This is a genomic window from Amycolatopsis sp. NPDC031561 (assembly GCF_055580625.1).
Map to the genome: position 1 here is coordinate 85,274 of NZ_JBVILA010000018.1, position 17,553 is coordinate 102,826.

The window sequence follows — 17,553 nt, forward strand, 5'->3', positions numbered from 1 at the left end:
ACTGGGAACGCAAACCCGAACGCTTCTACGTCGAGCATCTGGTGCACGCCAACGACGCGTTGCCGACCGGGCCGCAGACACTCTCGGCGCGCACGGTCGTCGAAGGCCAGCAGGAAATCGAGGTCGAACTCTACGAGCAGTCCGGCGCACGGCCCGGTCCCGAGATGGAAGAGAACAAATTCCTCAACGAGGGCAAGGGGAGCATCACCGGGCTCCCGCCGTTGCCGAAAGCCTCGCCGCTCGAGATCGAGATGAAGGTCGACGAGGAGGGCTTGCTCGAGGTGAACGCCACCGAACCGAGCACAGGAAAATCCCTGCGTATCGAAGTCAGGGTGAGTGTGCTCTCCGAAGAAGAGGTCCGCGAAGCGACCAGCACCGTGTCGGCTCTCACGGTCTCCAGCTGAGATGGCCGCGCCGTTCGATCCCAAGGCCTACGAACAGGCCGTCGTCAAACCGCTGCGCGGATGGTCGGGACGGGAGTTGCCGGATGATCTCCTCGCCCGGTACGCGATCGATCTCGGGATGTCCGACCAGGAGGTGGAGCGGCGGCTGCGTGAGGTGCGGTCCCGGTGGAACAAGGGACTCAGCAGCGCCGGGTTCTCACAGAAGGTCTACCGCGCGTTTCTGAAGGCCGACGAGAAACTCCAGCAGGAGCACGGTGCGAAGTTCTCGCGGATCGCGTGGTGGCAGACGTATGCGGCGGACCGGCAAGGCGCGAACCAGGAACAGGTCGACGATCTCGCCAGGACGTTGCGGGAGCACGTCGGCGACCTCGGGTTGATCGCGCCGGGTCAGCTCGACGCGACCGTGCGCGCGGCCTACGCCTCCCTGTCGCCGGACGAAGTCGACGAGGCGGTGGCGAAGGCGGGCGTGCGCCGCAGTACGCCGGTCGAACTGCCGAAAGCGAGCGGACTGCTCGACACGACCTATCGGCATCTCAAGGATCACTTGATCGACGCGGCCAAGAGCAGCGTGGTGGAGCTGCTGCACGATGACGCCTCGCCTTTCCGCTTGCTCGACGAGCCGGTGGATCTGTCGATCGCCGTGGTGAACCGGGCGGTCGAGCGGGAGAACAAGCGGGCGGGAAACCAGGGCGCGCGGCAGGCGCTCGGGATCCTCGCCACCGCCGCCAAGGACGGCGACCTGCGGAAGCTGGCGCTTTTCCACCTCGTCGACGACGTCCGGCGGCAGCACGGGCACGGCGTGCCGCCCAGCGCCTTGCTAAAGCAGCTGCTGCAGACGCGCTGGGATCGCGACGAAGCGCGCCTTGCCTTGTTCAGCGTGCTCAACGAATCGGCTCGGGCGCCGTCGGGAAACCTCGGCTCGATCCGCGAGTTGCTGGAGCAGGGCAGGTTGCTCGCGGCCCAGCAGATGCTCTCCTCCCTCTCCGGCGCGGAGGACGCGGCGGCGGCCACCACCCTGGTCGAGCGGCAACTCGGCAAGGTGCGGGAACTGGTGGCCGGAGCGCGTGACGCCTTGCGTGAGGGTGCCGAGGCGGACGCGGTTCACCGGCTGCGGCAAGCTGTCGCGCTAGCGAGTGACGACGAGGACCTGCGCGCGGAACTGCGCCGTATCCCGCCGGAACCGGTTCTCGGCATAACGGCCCGCGAAGACGGCGTGACGCTTCGGGTCTCGTGGCGTCCCGCCGCGAGCCACGGCGAGGGGACCCGCTACCGGCTCGTCCGCAAGGAAGGGCGGGTACCCACGGATCCCGACGACGGCGTGGTCATCGCGGTCGAGGCAGGCAGGACGGTCGCGGTCGATCGGAAGGCTCCCGCGGGAGTGCCGGTCGGATACGCCGTGTTCGCTTCGACCGAAGGAAGCCCGTGGTCCCGGCCTGCCGGCGTGGCGGCCGAGGTTCTCCCCGGTGTCGGTGATGTCGGGTTGTCGTTTTCGGACGGCGTGGTCGAAGGCCGATGGATCGTCCACCCCGACGCCGTCGGAGTGGACGTACTTCGCGGTGACGGCGTCGCCATCGTCACCACTGGACGGACTCAGTTCCGGGACCGGACCGCGCCGGAGGGGCGAGAGCAGGTCTACACCCTCGTCGCCCGCTACCGCCGCGGTGACGGCACCGAGGCCGTGTCGGCTCCGGTGCGGGTTCGCACGACGGCCGACGGCCGCCCGCTTCCGGTACGGGCGCTGAGTATTCAGGCGGCCGAGGGTGGGACGGGCCCGCGGGTGAAGCTGGCCTGGAAAACCCAAGCGGACACCGAAGTCATGATCCGCCGGGCGGTCGCGCCGTGCCGATGGCAGTTCGGCGACATCGTTCCTTTGGCGGATCTCGACGACTACGGCGAAGAGGTCGTCGGCAGCCGCGACGAGAACGACGGCTGGCAGCTGCTCGTCGCCGATGTTCCGACCGGCCGCTTCCACTATGTCGCGTTCACCATCGCGCCGGGTGGCGCCATCCGCGGGCACGACGAGGCGCTGGGGATAGCGCTGCCCGTCTCCGGCTTGCAGCACCAGCGGCTCGGTGACGCTGTCCTCTTCGCCTGGGAATGGCCGGAGCAGGTCGGCACCGCGGAGGTTCGCTGGCTGGCCGGTGAGGAGTCCGGGAAGCAGTTGCTGACCCGGCAGCAGTATCAGACCGGCGGGGGCTGCCGGGTCCCGTGCGGGCCGGTCGAGGTGCGGGTGAAGGTCCGCACGAAGGTGCTGACCGAGGGCGGCGAGTGCACCTCGGCGGCCGTCGAACTGGTCGTGCCCGCTCGTCCTCCGACGGTGCGCTACACCGTCGACATGACCAGAAAGCCCCTCGTCGGCGGGGGAACGGTGAAGGTGCTGCTGCGGTCCGATCAGGAGATTTCGCGGTGCACGGTGATCGTCGTCGCCGCGGAGGGCCCGGTGATGCCGAGACGTCCGGCGGACGGTCGTGAGCTCATCCGCGGCGAGCGAGCGCTCTCCCCGGATCACGACGTCGATCTGATCACCGCACTGCCGCGGTTGCGGAAGCCTTACTGGGTTCGCTGTTTCGTCGACACCGCCGGTGTCCACATCGTCGATCCTCCCGTCAAGCAGCTGAAGGTGTCCTGATGTCCAAAGTGGCCTGCCCCTACTGCTACCACCGGATCGATCTCGGCAAGTTGAGGTTCCAGTGCACCGGCCGGGCCTCGCCGGGCCGCGATCGCTGCAAACGTGTCGTCGACCAGGACCGGCAACAGCTCACCGGGTTCGGCTCGGCTTCGCTGCCGACCTTCCCGCCGCCCGAATCGCGCAATCCGATCCCCGCGCGGACCGCCCCCTGCCCGGACTGCGGAACTTCGACCGGGATCAGAGCTTGCCCGGTGTGCCGGACGCCGTTGCCCGCGAACTTCGCGGACAGCCGTAGTCCCCTGATCGGCATGGTGGGCGGCAAGAACGCGGGGAAGACCGTGTACACCACGGTGCTCGCGCACGAGTTGCGGAACAACATCCGGCGCAGGTTCGCCGCGGACATCTGGTTCGCGGGCGATCAGCAGGGCGGTATCGGTTCGGTGAGCGACTGGCTCGCCGACTACGAGCAGGCCTTGTTCGGTGACAGCAGGCTGTTCGAGTCGACGGCCAGCGCGGCCGACGGGATCAAGGTGCCGCTGGTCTTGCAGTGGCGTCAGCCGAGACGCAGCTTCGGCCGCGAGGTGCACAACACGACGACCCTGTCGTTCTACGACGCGGCAGGCGAGGACATGACGACCCAGGAGTTCGTGAACGCGCAGGCGTACCTGACCTCCGCGGACGGTCTCATCGTCCTTCTCGATCCGTTCCAGCTCAAGGGCTCGCTCGACCGGATCGCCGTGCCCGACGCCAGCAGGCGGGACACCGAGCCGCCGATCAACGTCCTCACCCGCATCACCGAACTGCTGCGCAGCAGTCAAGGGGTGAGCGCACGCCGGAAGATCACCACCCCGATCGCGGTGGTGTTCTCGAAGTTCGACGCCTTCTTCCCGATGCTCGGTGAAGGACATCCGCTGCTGTCGGTGCCGCCTCCCGGCGCGAGGTACGACGAAGCGCACGGCAAGGACACCGACGAACATCTGCGTGCCCTGCTGACCGACCTCGACGCGGACGACATCGACGCCCATCTTCGTTCCCACTACAAGAAATACCGCTACTTCGCGGTTTCTTCGCTCGGCGCCGAGCCGGACTACGACCACAACCGGGTCGATCCGCGCGGCGTGCGCCCGTTCCGTGTCGACGAGCCGTTGTTGTGGCTTCTCGGGCTGTTCAAGGTCGTCGAACGGAGTACCTCTTGAACGAGACTGAGCCGAGCCGGTTCGACTCGCTGTACTACACCGACTGCGTCCCAGGACAAGGATTGCGCGGTGGCGCCGGATTCCAGTTCCAGGCGGTGTCACCTGGTGTGTCACACGACACGATGTCGTTGGTCCAGCGCACTTCGCTCTACGAGGCGCCGGTCGCGTGGATGCGCGAGCAGCGGGATGTCGCGGACTACCCACCCTCGCTGACCCACGTTCACGCCGACGGCGTGTACGCGACCGCGCGGGGACGCTATCTGGGGACGGAGGCGAACGGGGTCCGCGAGGGCAATCAGTTCACGCACGCCGTCGCGACGACCGACCCGGACACCTACGGGCTGGTCCGGCCGGCGCAGCTGTGGGAAGCGTCCTGGTGGGCGGAAAAGCCCGCGCCGACCACGAAATGCGAACCGGTGGCGGCGGACCCGGAGGCCGGGCACTGGGGGATAGACGCGCTCCGTGAATGGGTACTCGGCCGTCCTGACGGAGAGGAGCGGCTGCTGGCGGTCCACTCCGCGTTCGACCTCGTTCACGAGCCCGGTGGGCGGCGTGTCCTTTTCGTCGGCGCGGACGTGACGGAGGTCGTCGGCTGGATCGCCGCAGGCACCGTGCTCATGGCGCAGCGACGCGCGCTGAGGCTCGGGTTTCGGGTGTTCGCGACGAATCCACGCCAAAGCAGGCACGATGTGCTGGCGGTTCACGACGACTGGGCCGGTTCGTTCGGCGATCCCGCACGGGACAACGGTTTCGCCGTTTTCAATCTCACCACCGGTCGCCATTCCGAGATCGAGCCCACCGAGAGCGCCCGGTTCTGGGTACCGCGTTTCCTGCGGGAAGACCCGTATGACGTGGTCGACGCGATCGAACTGGCCCAGCGCTTCGCCGTCAAGGAGGCGCGACCGTCCACTTCGGACCGGCTGGTCGCGGTGATCGCGGCACTCGGCGAAACAGCGGCGGGCGAGGGCCGTGCGGGCGATCTCGTGCGCTGGCTGGCCGACTGTCCGCTGCCACAACCGGAGGAGGTCGTCCAGCCGGTCGTCGAGGCCGTCCTCGCGGCCGAGCCGGACATCACCGCGCTGCGCGCGCTGCCCGAAGCGACGGAGTGGCACGGAGTCGGACGTGAGCTCGCCGACCGCGGGGTACGCGCGCTTTTCCAAGCCGAACTGACCCAGATCACCGGTGTGCCCGTCGGCGGCGAGGACGCCGGTTCGCCGACGGCGATCGCCGAAGCGGCCGCGAACATCGTCGGGCCCGAGCGAATGAACGAACTGCTGCTGCTCTGCACCCGATTCGACGTGACGCCCAACGTCGGCGGCTTCGTCGAGAGTGCCCGCCGATTCACCAAATGGTGGTTGGGGCACAAAGAGTCCCGGATCGACCCGCACCGGTGGTCCTGCGGTGAGCAGATGGTCGATCTGCTGCGCGACGAACTGGCGGCCCGGCTGGAGGAAGCCGACGGGACCTACTATCGCGACGACATCAAGCAGGTCTGGTGGGAGATCCTGGTGGAGACCGTGACCGAGGTCTCCACGACATTGGACAGCGAGATCACCGCTTCGGCCATCGCGGAGACGGTGGATCCCGACTATCGCACGAGAATGATCGCTTACGTGTTGAACAGTCTCCGGACCGCGGAGCCGGACACGCGAGGGCATCTGATGTGGCGAGCGACCTTCGCCTACACGCTTCCCACGATCACGGAGCTGTCCTCTCTGCTGAAGATGCTCGCGCCCGGGCCGTTGGCAGGGTGGCTCGGGGAAGCGGTCGGGGAAGCGCTCGACGACGTGGTCCGTTCACCGCCTTCGGCCGCGGAATTGGACGTCCTCGCGCTCGCCTATGCACACGGTGACCTTCCCGGGCGCGGCCAGTTCGCCGATTTCGCCAGGCAGGACAAGGGATTGAAGGACTGGCTGGCGGTCGTTTCCAGCGGCCGTCCGCCACGAGCTTCGGGTCTACGGCAGGTCACCGAACCGATACTGACCGCCCGCGCCGACGAGATCGCCGCCGTGTTCCTCGACCGTTTGCCGATAGGTGAAGCGGGCAAACTCCTCGAGCGGACCGGCGGCGCACTCTCCGCGGTGCTTCTGCGTGAACTGCCCCGCCATTGGTACGGCCCGGACGAGGCGCGCCACGCGGACACCGCCGTGGCCCTCACCTTCGTGGCCGCCGGGGCGTCCGGTACGAACGAGCTACTGGCCGTCAAGACCGAACGCGCGTTGCGGGGATGGCTCAAACGAGCCGAAAAGCGACGCCTCACCGAGGTGGGCCGCCTGCTCGATGCCGTCGACCAGCGGGTCGCGGGGGAATGGCGCCAGTTCACCGGGGTCAAGGTGGTCAAGCCGACCGGGCAGACCCCTCGCGCGAAACAGCGGAGCGCGGAGACGGTCAGGGATGAGAAAGAAAAGAAGCCCGAGAAGCCGGCTTGGTGGGCACGCCGCTCGAACAAGGACAGGTGAGTCGTGCAGTACCTGATCGGTTTCGCGCTCGCGCTGGTCGCGCTCTATTTCGTCATCTGGCTCGTCGTCGCCGGTTTCCTCTGGTTCCTGCTGCCCGGCCTGATCTTCGCCGTACCCGCGATGATCGGCATCGGCGCGCTGACGGCGGTGGGGTCCGCGATTCTCACCCTCACCGGCCGGAGCGGCGGCCCGCGGCTGATCACACCGGATGATGTCCTGGGGGACGAGGGTGCGCTCCCGAAGTGGCGCGGTGACACCGCGTTCGAACGGGACTGGGCGTGGCCAACCTATTTCGCCGCACAGGCTCGAACCGACCTCGCCCGGGTGTGGCGGGCGGATGCCGAACTGCTCGGCCGAGGCTGGAAATGGATCCGGTGGACGGCCGCGGGCTCGTGGCCGGGGCGGATCGGGGCCGCGCTGCTGTTCGTCCCGCTCTGGTCCGGAGTGAGCGTCGGAGCGTTGGCGGCCACGACCGCGATCCTCCTCGTCTGCGGGCTCGCGTTGTTCGTGACCTGGATCGCCTGGGGAGTGCCGTCCGGTCTGCTGCGCGTGACCGACCAGCTGATCCGCCGTCAGCGGAAGGCGAGTGGCAGCTGCCAAACCTGCTACTACGTGACCCCGCTGCCCACCTTCGCCTGCCCTGGGTGCGGGAAGCCGCAGCGTGACATCCGGCCCGGCAGGCTCGGCGGGATCCGGCGCCGGTGCGGCTGTGGCCAGGTGATGCCGACCTCGGTGATGCGGATGGCAGGGAAGGCGCCACCCTGTTGCCCGCGGTGCGGGGAAACACTGCGGAGCGGCGCCGCGATCGTGACGGACGTGCGGCTGCCGGTGTTCGGCCCGGTTTCGGCAGGCAAGACCCGGCTGGTGTACACCGGCCTGCTCGCCATCCGAGACGGAGTCGCCGCGAACGGCGGCGTCATGGACTTCGTCGACGAGGACAGCGAGCAGGCTTTCGACGCCGCGGTGTCCTTGATCGGTGCCGGTGGGGACACGGTCAAGACGCCGTTCGGTGAGCTGCCGCGTGCCGTCACCGCGCGGTACACCGCGGGCAGGCGCCGGGCCCTGCTGCACCTGTTCGACGCGGCGGGAGAGTTCTACGCCGATCGTGACGACAACACCGATCTCGAGTTCCTCGACCACGCGCAAGGCCTGGTGTTCGTGATCGATCCGTTCTCGATCCCTTGGGTGCGTGACCAACTCGGTGCCACGTCCGAGATCGTTTCACGAGCGGCTCCGGCATCGGAAGCACCCGAGCGGGTCTACCACGTGACCGCGAAAAGGCTGCTGGACTACGGGGTCGCCACCTCGAAACGCAGGCTCGCGGTGGCGGTCGTGAAAGCCGACCTGCTCGCGGACCTGCCGCTGGCCGCCGGGCTGGAACCCGGCAACGTCCGCTCATGGCTGGAGCGGGCGGGGCTGGACAACCTCGTCCTTTCCGCGGAACGAGAGTTCGGCGACGTCGAGTACTTCCTGGTTTCGTCCCTCACCGGGATCCCGGTGAGGGACCCGCGTTCACCGGCCGGTCCGCTCGCGTGGGTCATCGCCGGTTCGGGTCTTCAGCTGTGGCCTGACCCGGTCTCGGGACGCGCGCGTCCCGAGACCGCCGAAAGAGAGCCGGAGGAAGCGGTATGACCGCGCGTACGACCGTCCCGCCCGGTTACCTCGGCTACCGGATCGTGGTGATCGCGATCGTCGTCCTGCTGCTGGCGGCCGCCGGTCTCGGTGTCGCCGCCTGGTACCCGGAAATCGGGGAATTCGTCCTGTCCTTGGCGAATGGTGTCCGGACGGCCTGGACCGAGATGAACTGGCAGGCAGTGTGATCATCGGTATCGATCTCGGGACGACCTACTCGGCCGTGGCCGCCTTGACCGCGAACGGGGAGCCTGCCGTGCTGCCGAACCGGGTGGACGAGTTGATCACGCCGTCGGTGGTGTACTTCGAGTCGGCGTCGTCCGCCTTGGTCGGCACCGCCGCGCGCGAGTCCGGCACCGTGGACCCGGACAACGCGGTGTCGTTGATCAAACGGCGGATGGGCACCGAATTCGAACTGTTCTTCCACGGGGTGGCCCACACCCCGGAGTCGATCTCGGCGCTGATCCTGCGGAGCATGGTCGAAGACGCACAGGCTCATCTCGGCAGGGAGGGTGAGCCGGTCCGCGCGGTCATCACGGTGCCCGCCTACTTCGGTGTCCGCGAACGGGAATCGACGTATCAGGCGGCACGGCTGGCCGGGATCGACGTCCTCGAACTGCTCAGCGAGCCGGTCGCGGCGGCACTGCACTACGGCGTCACGGCGAGGAAAGGCGACGTCGTGCTGGTCTACGACCTCGGTGGCGGGACCTTCGACACCACCGTGCTGCGGATTACGCGCGACGGTGCGGAGGTGGTCGCGACGGACGGTGACAGCAGGCTCGGCGGCGCCGACTGGGACGAGCGGATCGCGGACCTCCTGGTCGAGAGTTTCGTCAGTGCGGTACCCGACGCCGACCCGTTCGACGACGAGGAATTCCTTCATGAAACGAGGCTTCTCGCCGAGACCGCCAAGAAGGACCTGAGCGGCCGGGTCTCACGACCGGTCACGGTGCGGCTCGGCACGGACCGGGTGACCGTGCCGTTCGACCGGACGATCCTCGAGCGGATCGGCGCGGATCTGGTCGAACGGACCCTGTCGGTGGTCACCCGGCTGCTGGCCGACGTGTCCGGCAAGGGTGTACTGCGGGTGCACGAGGTGATCCTGGTCGGCGGTTCGACGAGAATGCCCGCGATCGCCGCCGCCGTGGAGGAAAGGCTGCGGCGCTCGCCACGGTTGTTGGATCCCGACCACGCCGTGGTCCGGGGTGCGGCGATCCGCGCCGGCCAGCTGGCGTCCGCGGCGCGTGAGCGGTCGTCGACACGGTCGGTGGTGCCGCGCAGCTTCGGAGTTCTCATCGAGGACAGCCACGATCCCGACGGCACCCGGCAGATGGTCGTCCACACCGTGCACCGGAACGATCCGCTTCCGGCGAGCCGGACCACGGCTTTCCGCACCGTGCTGGATGGACAGGACACGGTGCGGATCCAGATCTACGAGCAGGCGGGCGAACTGCCGTCGGAGGAGGTCGAGGACAACCGCCGCGTCCTCGACGGCGAATTGACCGGGTTACCCCCGTTGCCCGCCGGTTCCTTGATCGAGGTGACCTTGAGGGTGACCGAGGACGGCCTGCTGGGTGTCACCGCACGAGAACCGGGTACCGGAACCGCGCTGGCGCTCGAGGCATACATGGATGGCGTCGTCGACGCCGAAACCACCCGGCGCCTGGCGGGTTCGCTCGGCGCCATCACGGTCCGGCGATGAGTTCGGAGGACGTATGAGTAGCTGGGTGCGCAAGCGATTCGAGGGCGCCGGCCTGACCCAGTCCCCGCCAGGACCGCATTTCGATGTTCTGCGAGCGAAGTATCGCGGAACCGTGCTTTTGTGCATCGACGTGAGCGGTTCGATGTACGGGGATCCGTTGCTACAGGCCATCGAGGGCGGTACCTCGTTTCTGAACGAGGCCTTCGACGCGGGATACGACTGCGGTCTCGTCCTCTGGCACCACGACGTCGAGGCGTACGTCCCGCCCGGGAGCGCTCGTTCGGCGCTGACGGAACGGCTCGCCGCCGCCACTTCGACCGGTGGCAACGATCTGCTGCCGACGCTGCGGATCGCGAAAGAAGATCTCGCGCCGCTGACCGGCGATCGTGTCCTTTGCGTGTTCGGTGACGGCGACGTCGGCAACCGGCCGGCCGCGGTCGCCGCGGCAAGGGAGTTGTGCGCGCTCGGTGTGCGGATCGTCGTGCGTGGGCTGGGGCATGGCGCGACGGAACAGCTGTCGGCCCTGGTGTGCCCTGGCCAGCAGGACGAGGATCGGCTCATCGAGGACGTGCGTTCGATCAGCGCGGGGATCGCTTCGATGGCCAAAGGCCTGACCGTCTCCCGCAAGTCGGCAAGGGAAAGGGGATGACCGGTGCCGGACTTCCACCGGCCGCATGAAGACGACAGACCCGCCGGCGTCACTTCCTGACTTTCGGCGGCATGATGCGCGCCCGGTATTCGACCAGGACGCCGTTCAGCCAAGTCGCGCCGAACTCGTCGTCGAGGTTCACCTCGAACAACGGATCGGGCTCCAGCACCGCGGAATCGCACCGGTCCCCGAACAGGACCACCGCCCGCCGCTCCGGACCGCCCCGGGGTGGCCAGATGAACCCTTCCGCCCATTCCGCGTTGGCTCGGATCCACCGGGCCCATCGGCGTACTCGTGGATCGTGGCAGTCGTCGCTGTGGATCAGCCAGAGATCCTGCCCGACCGCGTTGAGGTCGATGGCGTCGCAAAGGCTCACCAGGTTCAGCTCGGCGGAGGTGGCGACCACGCTCACCTGTTGGCGCGCGACGGCGACTCTGCGCACCGTACGGAACTCGGTGTAGGGCGCCGGAATACCGTTCAGGAGGATGTTCGCCACGGCGGTGGAGGCCTCGAGTCCGGCGTTGTACGCGTCGTACGGCTCCTCGTGTGTGCCGTCGAACCGGCCGGCGCCCGCGCCCGGCCGTCGGCTACAGGGAGTGAACTCGGCGGGTTTCCGGCTCTGCGGGTGGATGTGCCAGAGCGGGGTGCCCGCGGACAGCAGGAACCGGTTCGGGGAACCGGAGTAGTGCTCCGGGGGGTCGTAGTCCGGCATGGTTCAGGCCTCCGCCCGCTCGGTCCTGGCGGCTTCCAGCAACACCTGGTCGTCTACTTCGCCGAGCAGCGCCGCCGGGACGCCACCCAGCCGGGAATGGCTTCCCAGCCACCAGTCCGCGGCGCCCCAAGGGTCATCCGCCGCGTCCAGGATCCCGTTGATCTCCTTGATCAGATCGGCCCGTTCGCCGAACTGGAAGGCAGGCCACCGTGTCCGGCCGTCGGGGCCTTCCAGCTGGATGAGATCCAGCGCGGCGGGATCCGCGCCTCGTCCGAGGAGTTCGCGCTCCGACAGGGAATCCGCGGCCAGCAGCCAGGCCGCGGCCTCTCGCTGGACTTCTTCTGTCGTCACTCGCCTGATACCCGATCTCATGGTCAGGTCCAGCAGGAGCTCGCGGGTACTGAACCAGTCCGCCAACGCCGCCGCGTCCGGATCGGATCGCAGGAAGCGAGTCCCTCCTTCGATAAGCGCCATCCGGAACGGGTGCGCCGGCGGCAGTTCGTTCCCGATCAGGACGCAGAGCCGTCCGGCTTTGCCGGTGATGAGTTCGGGTATCGGCTCGGAAGCGAGATCGGCGACCTGGTCCTGAACGAGCTCACGGGTCCGGCGGGTCAGCCGTTTGCTGATGCCGCGCCAGTCCCGGACGAGTATCTCGATCGCTTCGGATGTCCCCATTTCCGCCTCTCAGTCTCGTACCACGTGACGGGCGATATCGGTCCGCGCGGCCGCCACGGCCGCTTGGTTCATGGCGCCGATCTGAAGTTCGAACCGGACTTCGGCACCGGAGGACGGTTCCTCGGCGTGCACTGTCAGCTTGCCGGTCTCGGACATGAGGAACGTGACGTCGAACGGTGATCCCGCCGGGCGGGGCGGGAGGTTGCGGAGCAGGCCCCGGCCGATCCGGACGTTGTCGGAGGGCTCTTCCGACTCGAATTCGCTGGTCTGCTCCCACACCTCGATCTCCACCATCCGCTGCTTGTCCACGGCCACGGCGAACGGATAGGGGCCGGTGTCCGCCGGCAGCGGTGTGTTGGCCGGGATCAGGTGCACGACCATCTTGCGGGCGTGCAACGGATCGGTCAGCGCCAACGGGTCGCGGGTGTCGACGGCGATCACCCCGAACGCCTTCGAAGCCACCGTGGTGACCTGTTTGGCGGCCAGTGCTTCGACCTGTTCCGCGCTCATTCCCAGTTGCCCGGCGACCTGATTCGCCGCCACACCACTCTTGACCTGGTTCAGCAGCGCGTACAGCGCGGCTCCCTTGGCGACGGCCAGGTCGGGCTCGTGGTGCCGCCCACGGAGTTCCAGACGTCGTTCGAGCCGTTCGGCGACGGCCGGCATCTTCGACATCCCGCCGACCAGCACGACGTCGTCGAAGCGATCGACTCCCTTGGCCTTCGCGGTTTCGACGGTCTGCTCGGCGACCCGGACGACCCGGTCGAGCAGATCGGAGGTGAGTTCTTCGAGCTTCTCCCTGGTCAGCTCCACCCGGGTCACGGCGCCGCCGAAATGCAACGCGGTCCGACGGGCCTCGGTCTTGCTGAGATCCTTTTTCAGCTGTTCGGCGGTGGTCGCCAGGTCCTGCAAGAAGGCTTCGTCCTTGGTCGGGTCCAAATGCGGATGCTGTTCGGTGAAGCAGCCGAGAAGATGGGTGCGGACCCGCTCGTCCCAGTCGGCGCCGCCCAGCCGTCCATCACCCCCGGTGCACAGCACCCGGACGTCGTCTCCTTCGAGCCGGATCACGGTCGTGTCGAAGGTTCCGCCACCGAGGTCGCAGACGAGCAGATGCCGGGTTCCCGTACCGGTGTCGAGGGTCTGGTAGTGCAGCGCCGCGGCGACCGGTTCCGGCAAGACCTCCAGCACCCGGAGCCCGGCTATCTCGCCCGCCCGCCGGGTGGCCTCTTTCTGCGCCACACCGAAATACGCGGGCACGGTGATCACCACGTCCTCGACCACTTGACCGGTGGTCTCCTTGGTCGCGCGAACGAGCTCACGCAGGATCAGCGCGCCGATCTCCTCCGGGGAGTAGTCCTTTCCGTGGTAGTGTCCCGCGATCTTTTGCTCTCCGATGAGCCGTTTGGTCAGCTGGGCCACCAAATGCGGGGCGAGCACGGCGGCGTTCTTCGCGCTGGTCCCGACAGTGGCCTGCGCAGGCGCCTCGAAATAGACCACCGAAGGCGTGGTCTCCTCGCCGAGGACGTTCCTGATCACCGCGGCTTTCCCCGCGTCGTCGACCGAGGCGATACAAGAGTGTGTCGTGCCGAGGTCGATTCCGAACGTCGTCTTCGCGGGCATTTCGAGGTGCCTTTCTCGGGTTTGTCGGTCAGCGGCCTTGATAGGTGAACGCCGCCCAGTGGTTCATCGTTTCAAGGTCGGGTCGTTTTTCCGTTCCTGCCAACAGTCCCGTGACCCAGTCCGGGAGTTCCCGGTTCGGGTCGAGCATCCAGAGCTGGGCCGCGCGCAACGCGGTCGGCGGTGCCGGGTATCCCGAGTTGAGGTAGTGGTGGAACATGATCATGAACAGGGCCGTCGGAAGATCGGCCACTGGCCAGCGGGTGCCCACCGCCCCGGCCGCTCCACCGGCGAGGAACGCGGTCGCCAAGGTCAGTGCCTCGTCCTGGGACGTTTCGGTCAGGTCGCTGGCGCACGCGGCGAGGACGACGAGCCCGCCGTCGGCGTCCGCCGGTCGCTGGGCCGCCTGGCGAAGGATGTCGCGCACATACAGCTTGGTGTTGCCGGCGAGCACCAGATAGGAGTCCAGCGGCGGATCGGTCCGCACGGCGTGGCAGCTCAGGTGCAGCAGGGAAGCTCCCGGTCCTCCTTTGTGCGGCAGGAGCCGCCGTACGACGGCCTGACGTGGCCAGCCGACGCCCGCCCCCGGATAGAACCGTTCGAGGGCGGCGATTTCGGCCTCGACCCAGATGAGGTGATCCTCGAGCGACGTCGATCCCGCCACCCCGACCAGCGCGGGTTCTTTCGCCCAGCCCCGCCGCCCGCGGCCGGAGGCGTCGACGAACTGCCTCGCGGACGCCGCGTAGCTGACGATCGCGTCTTGGCAGGCATAACGGAGACCGCCGGTGACCGGACGTCTCGCGGCGTGCCAAGGTACGCAGCCGAGACGACCCACCGGGATGAGGACGAGCCTTGGCACGCCACGATGCCCTTGGGAGCGGACGTGGTCGAGGAGAGGGCCCATCGCGGCCTGCCATGCCCAGTCGCTGAGCGCTTCGGCCGCTTTCGTCCAACGCTTCCTCGCCTGATCGGCGTCGTCACCGGAGCGAGCGCGTTGAACATCGCGTTGCGCGTCCTCGAACCTGTCGATCGGCCCGCCCGCGGTCACCGAGAGGCGGGGGAGCGGGATTTCGGTGGTGGATCCGTCGGAAGAGACGATGACGGCGAAGCCGGCTTTCCCTTCGTCCTGGAGAACCAGATAGACCATCGCCACCGCGTCAGCCTGCTTGAGTGTGGCGGCGATTTGAGCGACAGACGGCGGTGACAGCAGGCGTTGTTCGGTTTCGGTGCCCTCGATCGCGAGCAGGACGTCTCGGCGCAGAGTGCTCGGCATCCTGGCTGTGACGATCGGCCCGTCGAGACCCGCAGCCTGGTCTTGACCGACCTGCTCCTCCCAGCCCGCGGCCAGGTCCGGACGCCCGCTCGCGCGGAGCAGGCCCGGGGTGTCGGCATCGACGGTCGCGGAGTGCAGGACCATCGCCCTGCCGAGTTCCAGCGCTCGCACGGCGGAATCGTGGTCGCCCGCACCGACACACCAGCGCGCGACGTCCGCCGCCTCGCCTTCGGCGTGCTGTGCCGCGCCGAGCGCCCGGCTCGCACCGGTTTGGATCATCACTTCCTTCATCCGTGCTCTGAGCCCGTCGAGACCGGCCGTGACGGCGCGCGTCTGGTCTCGGCGGTTGGTGTCGCCGCGGGCGAAGTAGCACTCGCCCAGCTGGTTGAAAATCGGTGCGGTGTCGGGCAACCCAGGCTCACGGAGCGCGAAGAGCCGGGCTTCTTCCAATCGGTTGATCGCGTTGTCGAGGTCCTGAGCCTGCCGCCAGATCATGTTTCTCATCCGGAAGGCGAGACCCAGCTGGCCGAGCATCACAAGTCTTTCGTGGGTGAATTCGGAGGGCTTGGCGTACTCCCTCGTCAACTTGGCTATGCCCTCGTCCAGCCGGTCGCGATTGCGGGACGCGAAAGCTTCGCCGATCAGCAGGGCCGTGTCCTCATAGGTCCAGTCGAGTAACGAGGGAGCCTCGGCGTCCCGGTGGGCGAAGCTTTCGACGGCTTCTCGGAAAGCCGTCAGGCGTGGTCCCGACCGGGGGAAATCCGCCCCGGTTTCGTCGTGGGATGCCTGGAGCATGTCCACTATTCCCCGCAGTCGATCCCAGCCGCCCGTGGTCCGATCTTCGACGGGAATGAGGGTCAAGGTGTCTTCGAGTTCGGTCCTGAACTCGTTGATCCTGCCGGGGGACAACCGATCGCCCCGTGCCAGGGCGGTGATGAATTTCAGCAGGCGGGGCATCCAGACCGCGGCCGCGGCCGCCCGGGTAGGAGGTTCCTCGTCGCCACTGGACGACGCCACAGGCCGGTCGAGGTCGACGATCGCGTCGAGGTCCGCCAGATCCCGCGTCATGCTGTATCGCTGGGCGAGCATCGCGTAAATCAGTGGAGCCAGCAGAGGACGGAGCTCGTCGTCTTCGGGAAGACGCTCGGCGGCCTCCTGGACCAGTTCGATCGCCGCGCTTATCCGATCAGTGTCATTGTCGAACCGGCTGCGTTCCGCTTCGGTCAAGCCCATGAGCAGCGCGAGGATCGCGTCGTTCCGCGACGACGTGTCAGGGCGTCCACGGCTCTTGGCCAGCAGACTGTGGATCCGGACCACCGCGTCGGGCGATTTGCTGTCGTTGGCCTGTTTGATCGCGAGGATGGAGAGTTTGGCCAGCGCGCTCGAACGCGCGGGGTGGTCGTCCAGTTCGAGCAGGGCCCGCTCAAGTCGTTCCAACGGGTGGCTGACGTCACTTCGCAGAAGGGACTCGGCGTCCGGCGCGGTCGCGACCAGTCCGAGGAGATGGCGGGTGAATGACTCCGCCGGATGGTCGCCGTGCCGGGCCAGGACGTCCACCAACGCGTCCATCGGCTCCGTCGAGTGCCAGTTGTCGTCACCTTCGAGCCTCGCCAGCTGGGTTTCGAGAGAGACTCGCATACCCGTCAGGAGGCCGAATTCCATCGAGTCGGAGGCCTCGTCCTTCTGCGCGTCGGCGAGGGCGTCCCGTACCGAGCGGAGGTTGTCCACGGAAATCTCGGCAGGATCTTGGAGCATCCTCGTCAAGGCCTGGAACATCGAGACTGTGCTTCCGAACGTGTTGTCCTGCGCCGAGATGGCGCTTAAATGGTGCAGCACGGTGTCGGCCGTGGCCTGATCGTCGAGTTCGAAAGGATTCTTGAGCTCGTCGAGTACTTTCACGGTCAGGCTGTCGGCACCCCGGCGCAAGTCGGCAGGCGCCGATCCGGAGAGCCTGAGCAGGGCGAGACCGAAATGGGCGGAATCGACGATTTCGCGGGGTGAGGCAGGATCGTCGATGATCCGGGCCAGTTCTTCGGTTGCGCGGTTTCGGTCGTCCTGGCCCCCACCCGCCCGGAGAAAACGGGTCGCGAACAGGGACCCCAGACTTTGCCTCGCCAGGCGGACCGTGTCCGGCTCGAAGACCTCGGACGCGGCGAGCGCGGCCGTCAGTGAATCGATCGCCTCGGACAGATCTGGCGGTGGCGTCGCGCTTTGCCGGAGAATTCGATGAGCGAGCGTCATTCCGAGGCGCAGGGTGGCTTCGAGGCAGACTGGGTTCTCCGGGGGATGAGAGTTCCCGACCTCCCTGAATGCCTCTATGGCGCGATCGCGGTCTTCCTCGTCCGGCGAATCGGGGTTCGCTGTCCACGTTTCTTCGAAACGCTGCAGATAGGCCAGACCTTGCAGATAGCGCACGTAGACACGATCGAGTGGTTCAGCGTCGTCGTCGCGTCGGAGCAGCGTCTCGCCGAGTTCCACGACCTCGGTGAGGGCCCCGACCGAACCCGCTGACGCGCGTGACACCGCGTCGTCGAAGGCCGCGCACAGCTCATCGAACGCGGTAGCGCTGGAATCGTCGCCCTCGTCAGTCCCCTCCGACATCGCT

Annotated in this window: 12 protein-coding genes; 8 read left to right on the plus strand and 4 right to left on the minus strand. The window is 67.6% G+C overall.

Annotated features, from left to right (window positions below):
• Window positions 1-41: 41 nt before the first annotated feature.
• Genes ACZ5IK_RS29760 through ACZ5IK_RS29795 form a run of 8 tightly spaced genes read left to right on the plus strand, consistent with a single transcriptional unit; the run spans window position 42 to window position 10,671 of the window.
• Window positions 42-404, plus strand: a complete 363-nt coding sequence (locus ACZ5IK_RS29760) for an Hsp70 family protein (RefSeq protein ID WP_465490810.1) — start codon at window positions 42-44, stop codon at window positions 402-404.
• Window position 405: 1 nt separating this feature from the next.
• Window positions 406-3,033 (plus strand): SaeA-related protein, encoded by a 2,628-nt coding sequence (locus ACZ5IK_RS29765; RefSeq protein ID WP_465490725.1) that lies wholly within the window; start codon window positions 406-408, stop codon window positions 3,031-3,033.
• Window positions 3,033-4,229: a zinc ribbon domain-containing protein gene (locus ACZ5IK_RS29770; RefSeq protein WP_465490726.1), complete on the plus strand. Its 1,197-nt coding sequence runs from the start codon at window positions 3,033-3,035 to the stop codon at window positions 4,227-4,229. Before ACZ5IK_RS29765 ends, ACZ5IK_RS29770 begins: the two co-directional genes overlap by 1 nt.
• Window positions 4,226-6,688 carry a GTPase-associated protein 1-related protein gene (locus tag ACZ5IK_RS29775; RefSeq protein ID WP_465490727.1) on the plus strand — a complete coding sequence of 821 codons (2,463 nt, stop codon included), beginning with the start codon at window positions 4,226-4,228 and terminating at the stop codon, window positions 6,686-6,688. Before ACZ5IK_RS29770 ends, ACZ5IK_RS29775 begins: the two co-directional genes overlap by 4 nt.
• A gap of 3 nt (window positions 6,689-6,691) precedes the next feature.
• Entirely contained in the window at window positions 6,692-8,320 is a 1,629-nt protein-coding gene (locus tag ACZ5IK_RS29780; protein WP_465490728.1) for a TRAFAC clade GTPase domain-containing protein, read from the plus strand.
• Window positions 8,317-8,508: a hypothetical protein gene (locus ACZ5IK_RS29785; RefSeq protein ID WP_465490729.1), complete on the plus strand. Its 192-nt coding sequence runs from the start codon at window positions 8,317-8,319 to the stop codon at window positions 8,506-8,508. Before ACZ5IK_RS29780 ends, ACZ5IK_RS29785 begins: the two co-directional genes overlap by 4 nt.
• Complete coding sequence (locus ACZ5IK_RS29790) at window positions 8,505-10,022, plus strand: Hsp70 family protein (protein ID WP_465490730.1); 1,518 nt, start codon at window positions 8,505-8,507, stop codon at window positions 10,020-10,022. Before ACZ5IK_RS29785 ends, ACZ5IK_RS29790 begins: the two co-directional genes overlap by 4 nt.
• Before the next feature lie 13 nt (window positions 10,023-10,035).
• A complete protein-coding gene (locus ACZ5IK_RS29795) occupies window positions 10,036-10,671 on the plus strand; it encodes a vWA domain-containing protein (protein ID WP_465490731.1) in 636 nt (211 codons plus the stop codon).
• A 49-nt stretch (window positions 10,672-10,720) separates the two neighbouring features.
• Here the strand turns inward: ACZ5IK_RS29795 and ACZ5IK_RS29800 are convergent, their stop codons facing one another.
• The 4 genes from ACZ5IK_RS29800 to ACZ5IK_RS29815 are packed head-to-tail and all read right to left on the minus strand — an operon-like array spanning window position 10,721 to window position 17,549.
• On the minus strand, window positions 10,721-11,383 hold the full coding sequence (locus ACZ5IK_RS29800) for an RES family NAD+ phosphorylase (RefSeq protein WP_465490732.1): 663 nt from the start codon (window positions 11,381-11,383) through the stop codon (window positions 10,721-10,723).
• Between the two features lie 3 nt (window positions 11,384-11,386).
• On the minus strand, window positions 11,387-12,058 hold the full coding sequence (locus ACZ5IK_RS29805) for a hypothetical protein (RefSeq protein WP_465490733.1): 672 nt from the start codon (window positions 12,056-12,058) through the stop codon (window positions 11,387-11,389).
• A 9-nt stretch (window positions 12,059-12,067) separates the two neighbouring features.
• Complete coding sequence (locus ACZ5IK_RS29810; RefSeq protein WP_465490734.1) at window positions 12,068-13,678, minus strand: Hsp70 family protein; 1,611 nt, start codon at window positions 13,676-13,678, stop codon at window positions 12,068-12,070.
• Between the two features lie 28 nt (window positions 13,679-13,706).
• Window positions 13,707-17,549: a CHAT domain-containing protein gene (locus ACZ5IK_RS29815; RefSeq protein ID WP_465490735.1), complete on the minus strand. Its 3,843-nt coding sequence runs from the start codon at window positions 17,547-17,549 to the stop codon at window positions 13,707-13,709.
• Window positions 17,550-17,553: the final 4 nt, after the last annotated feature.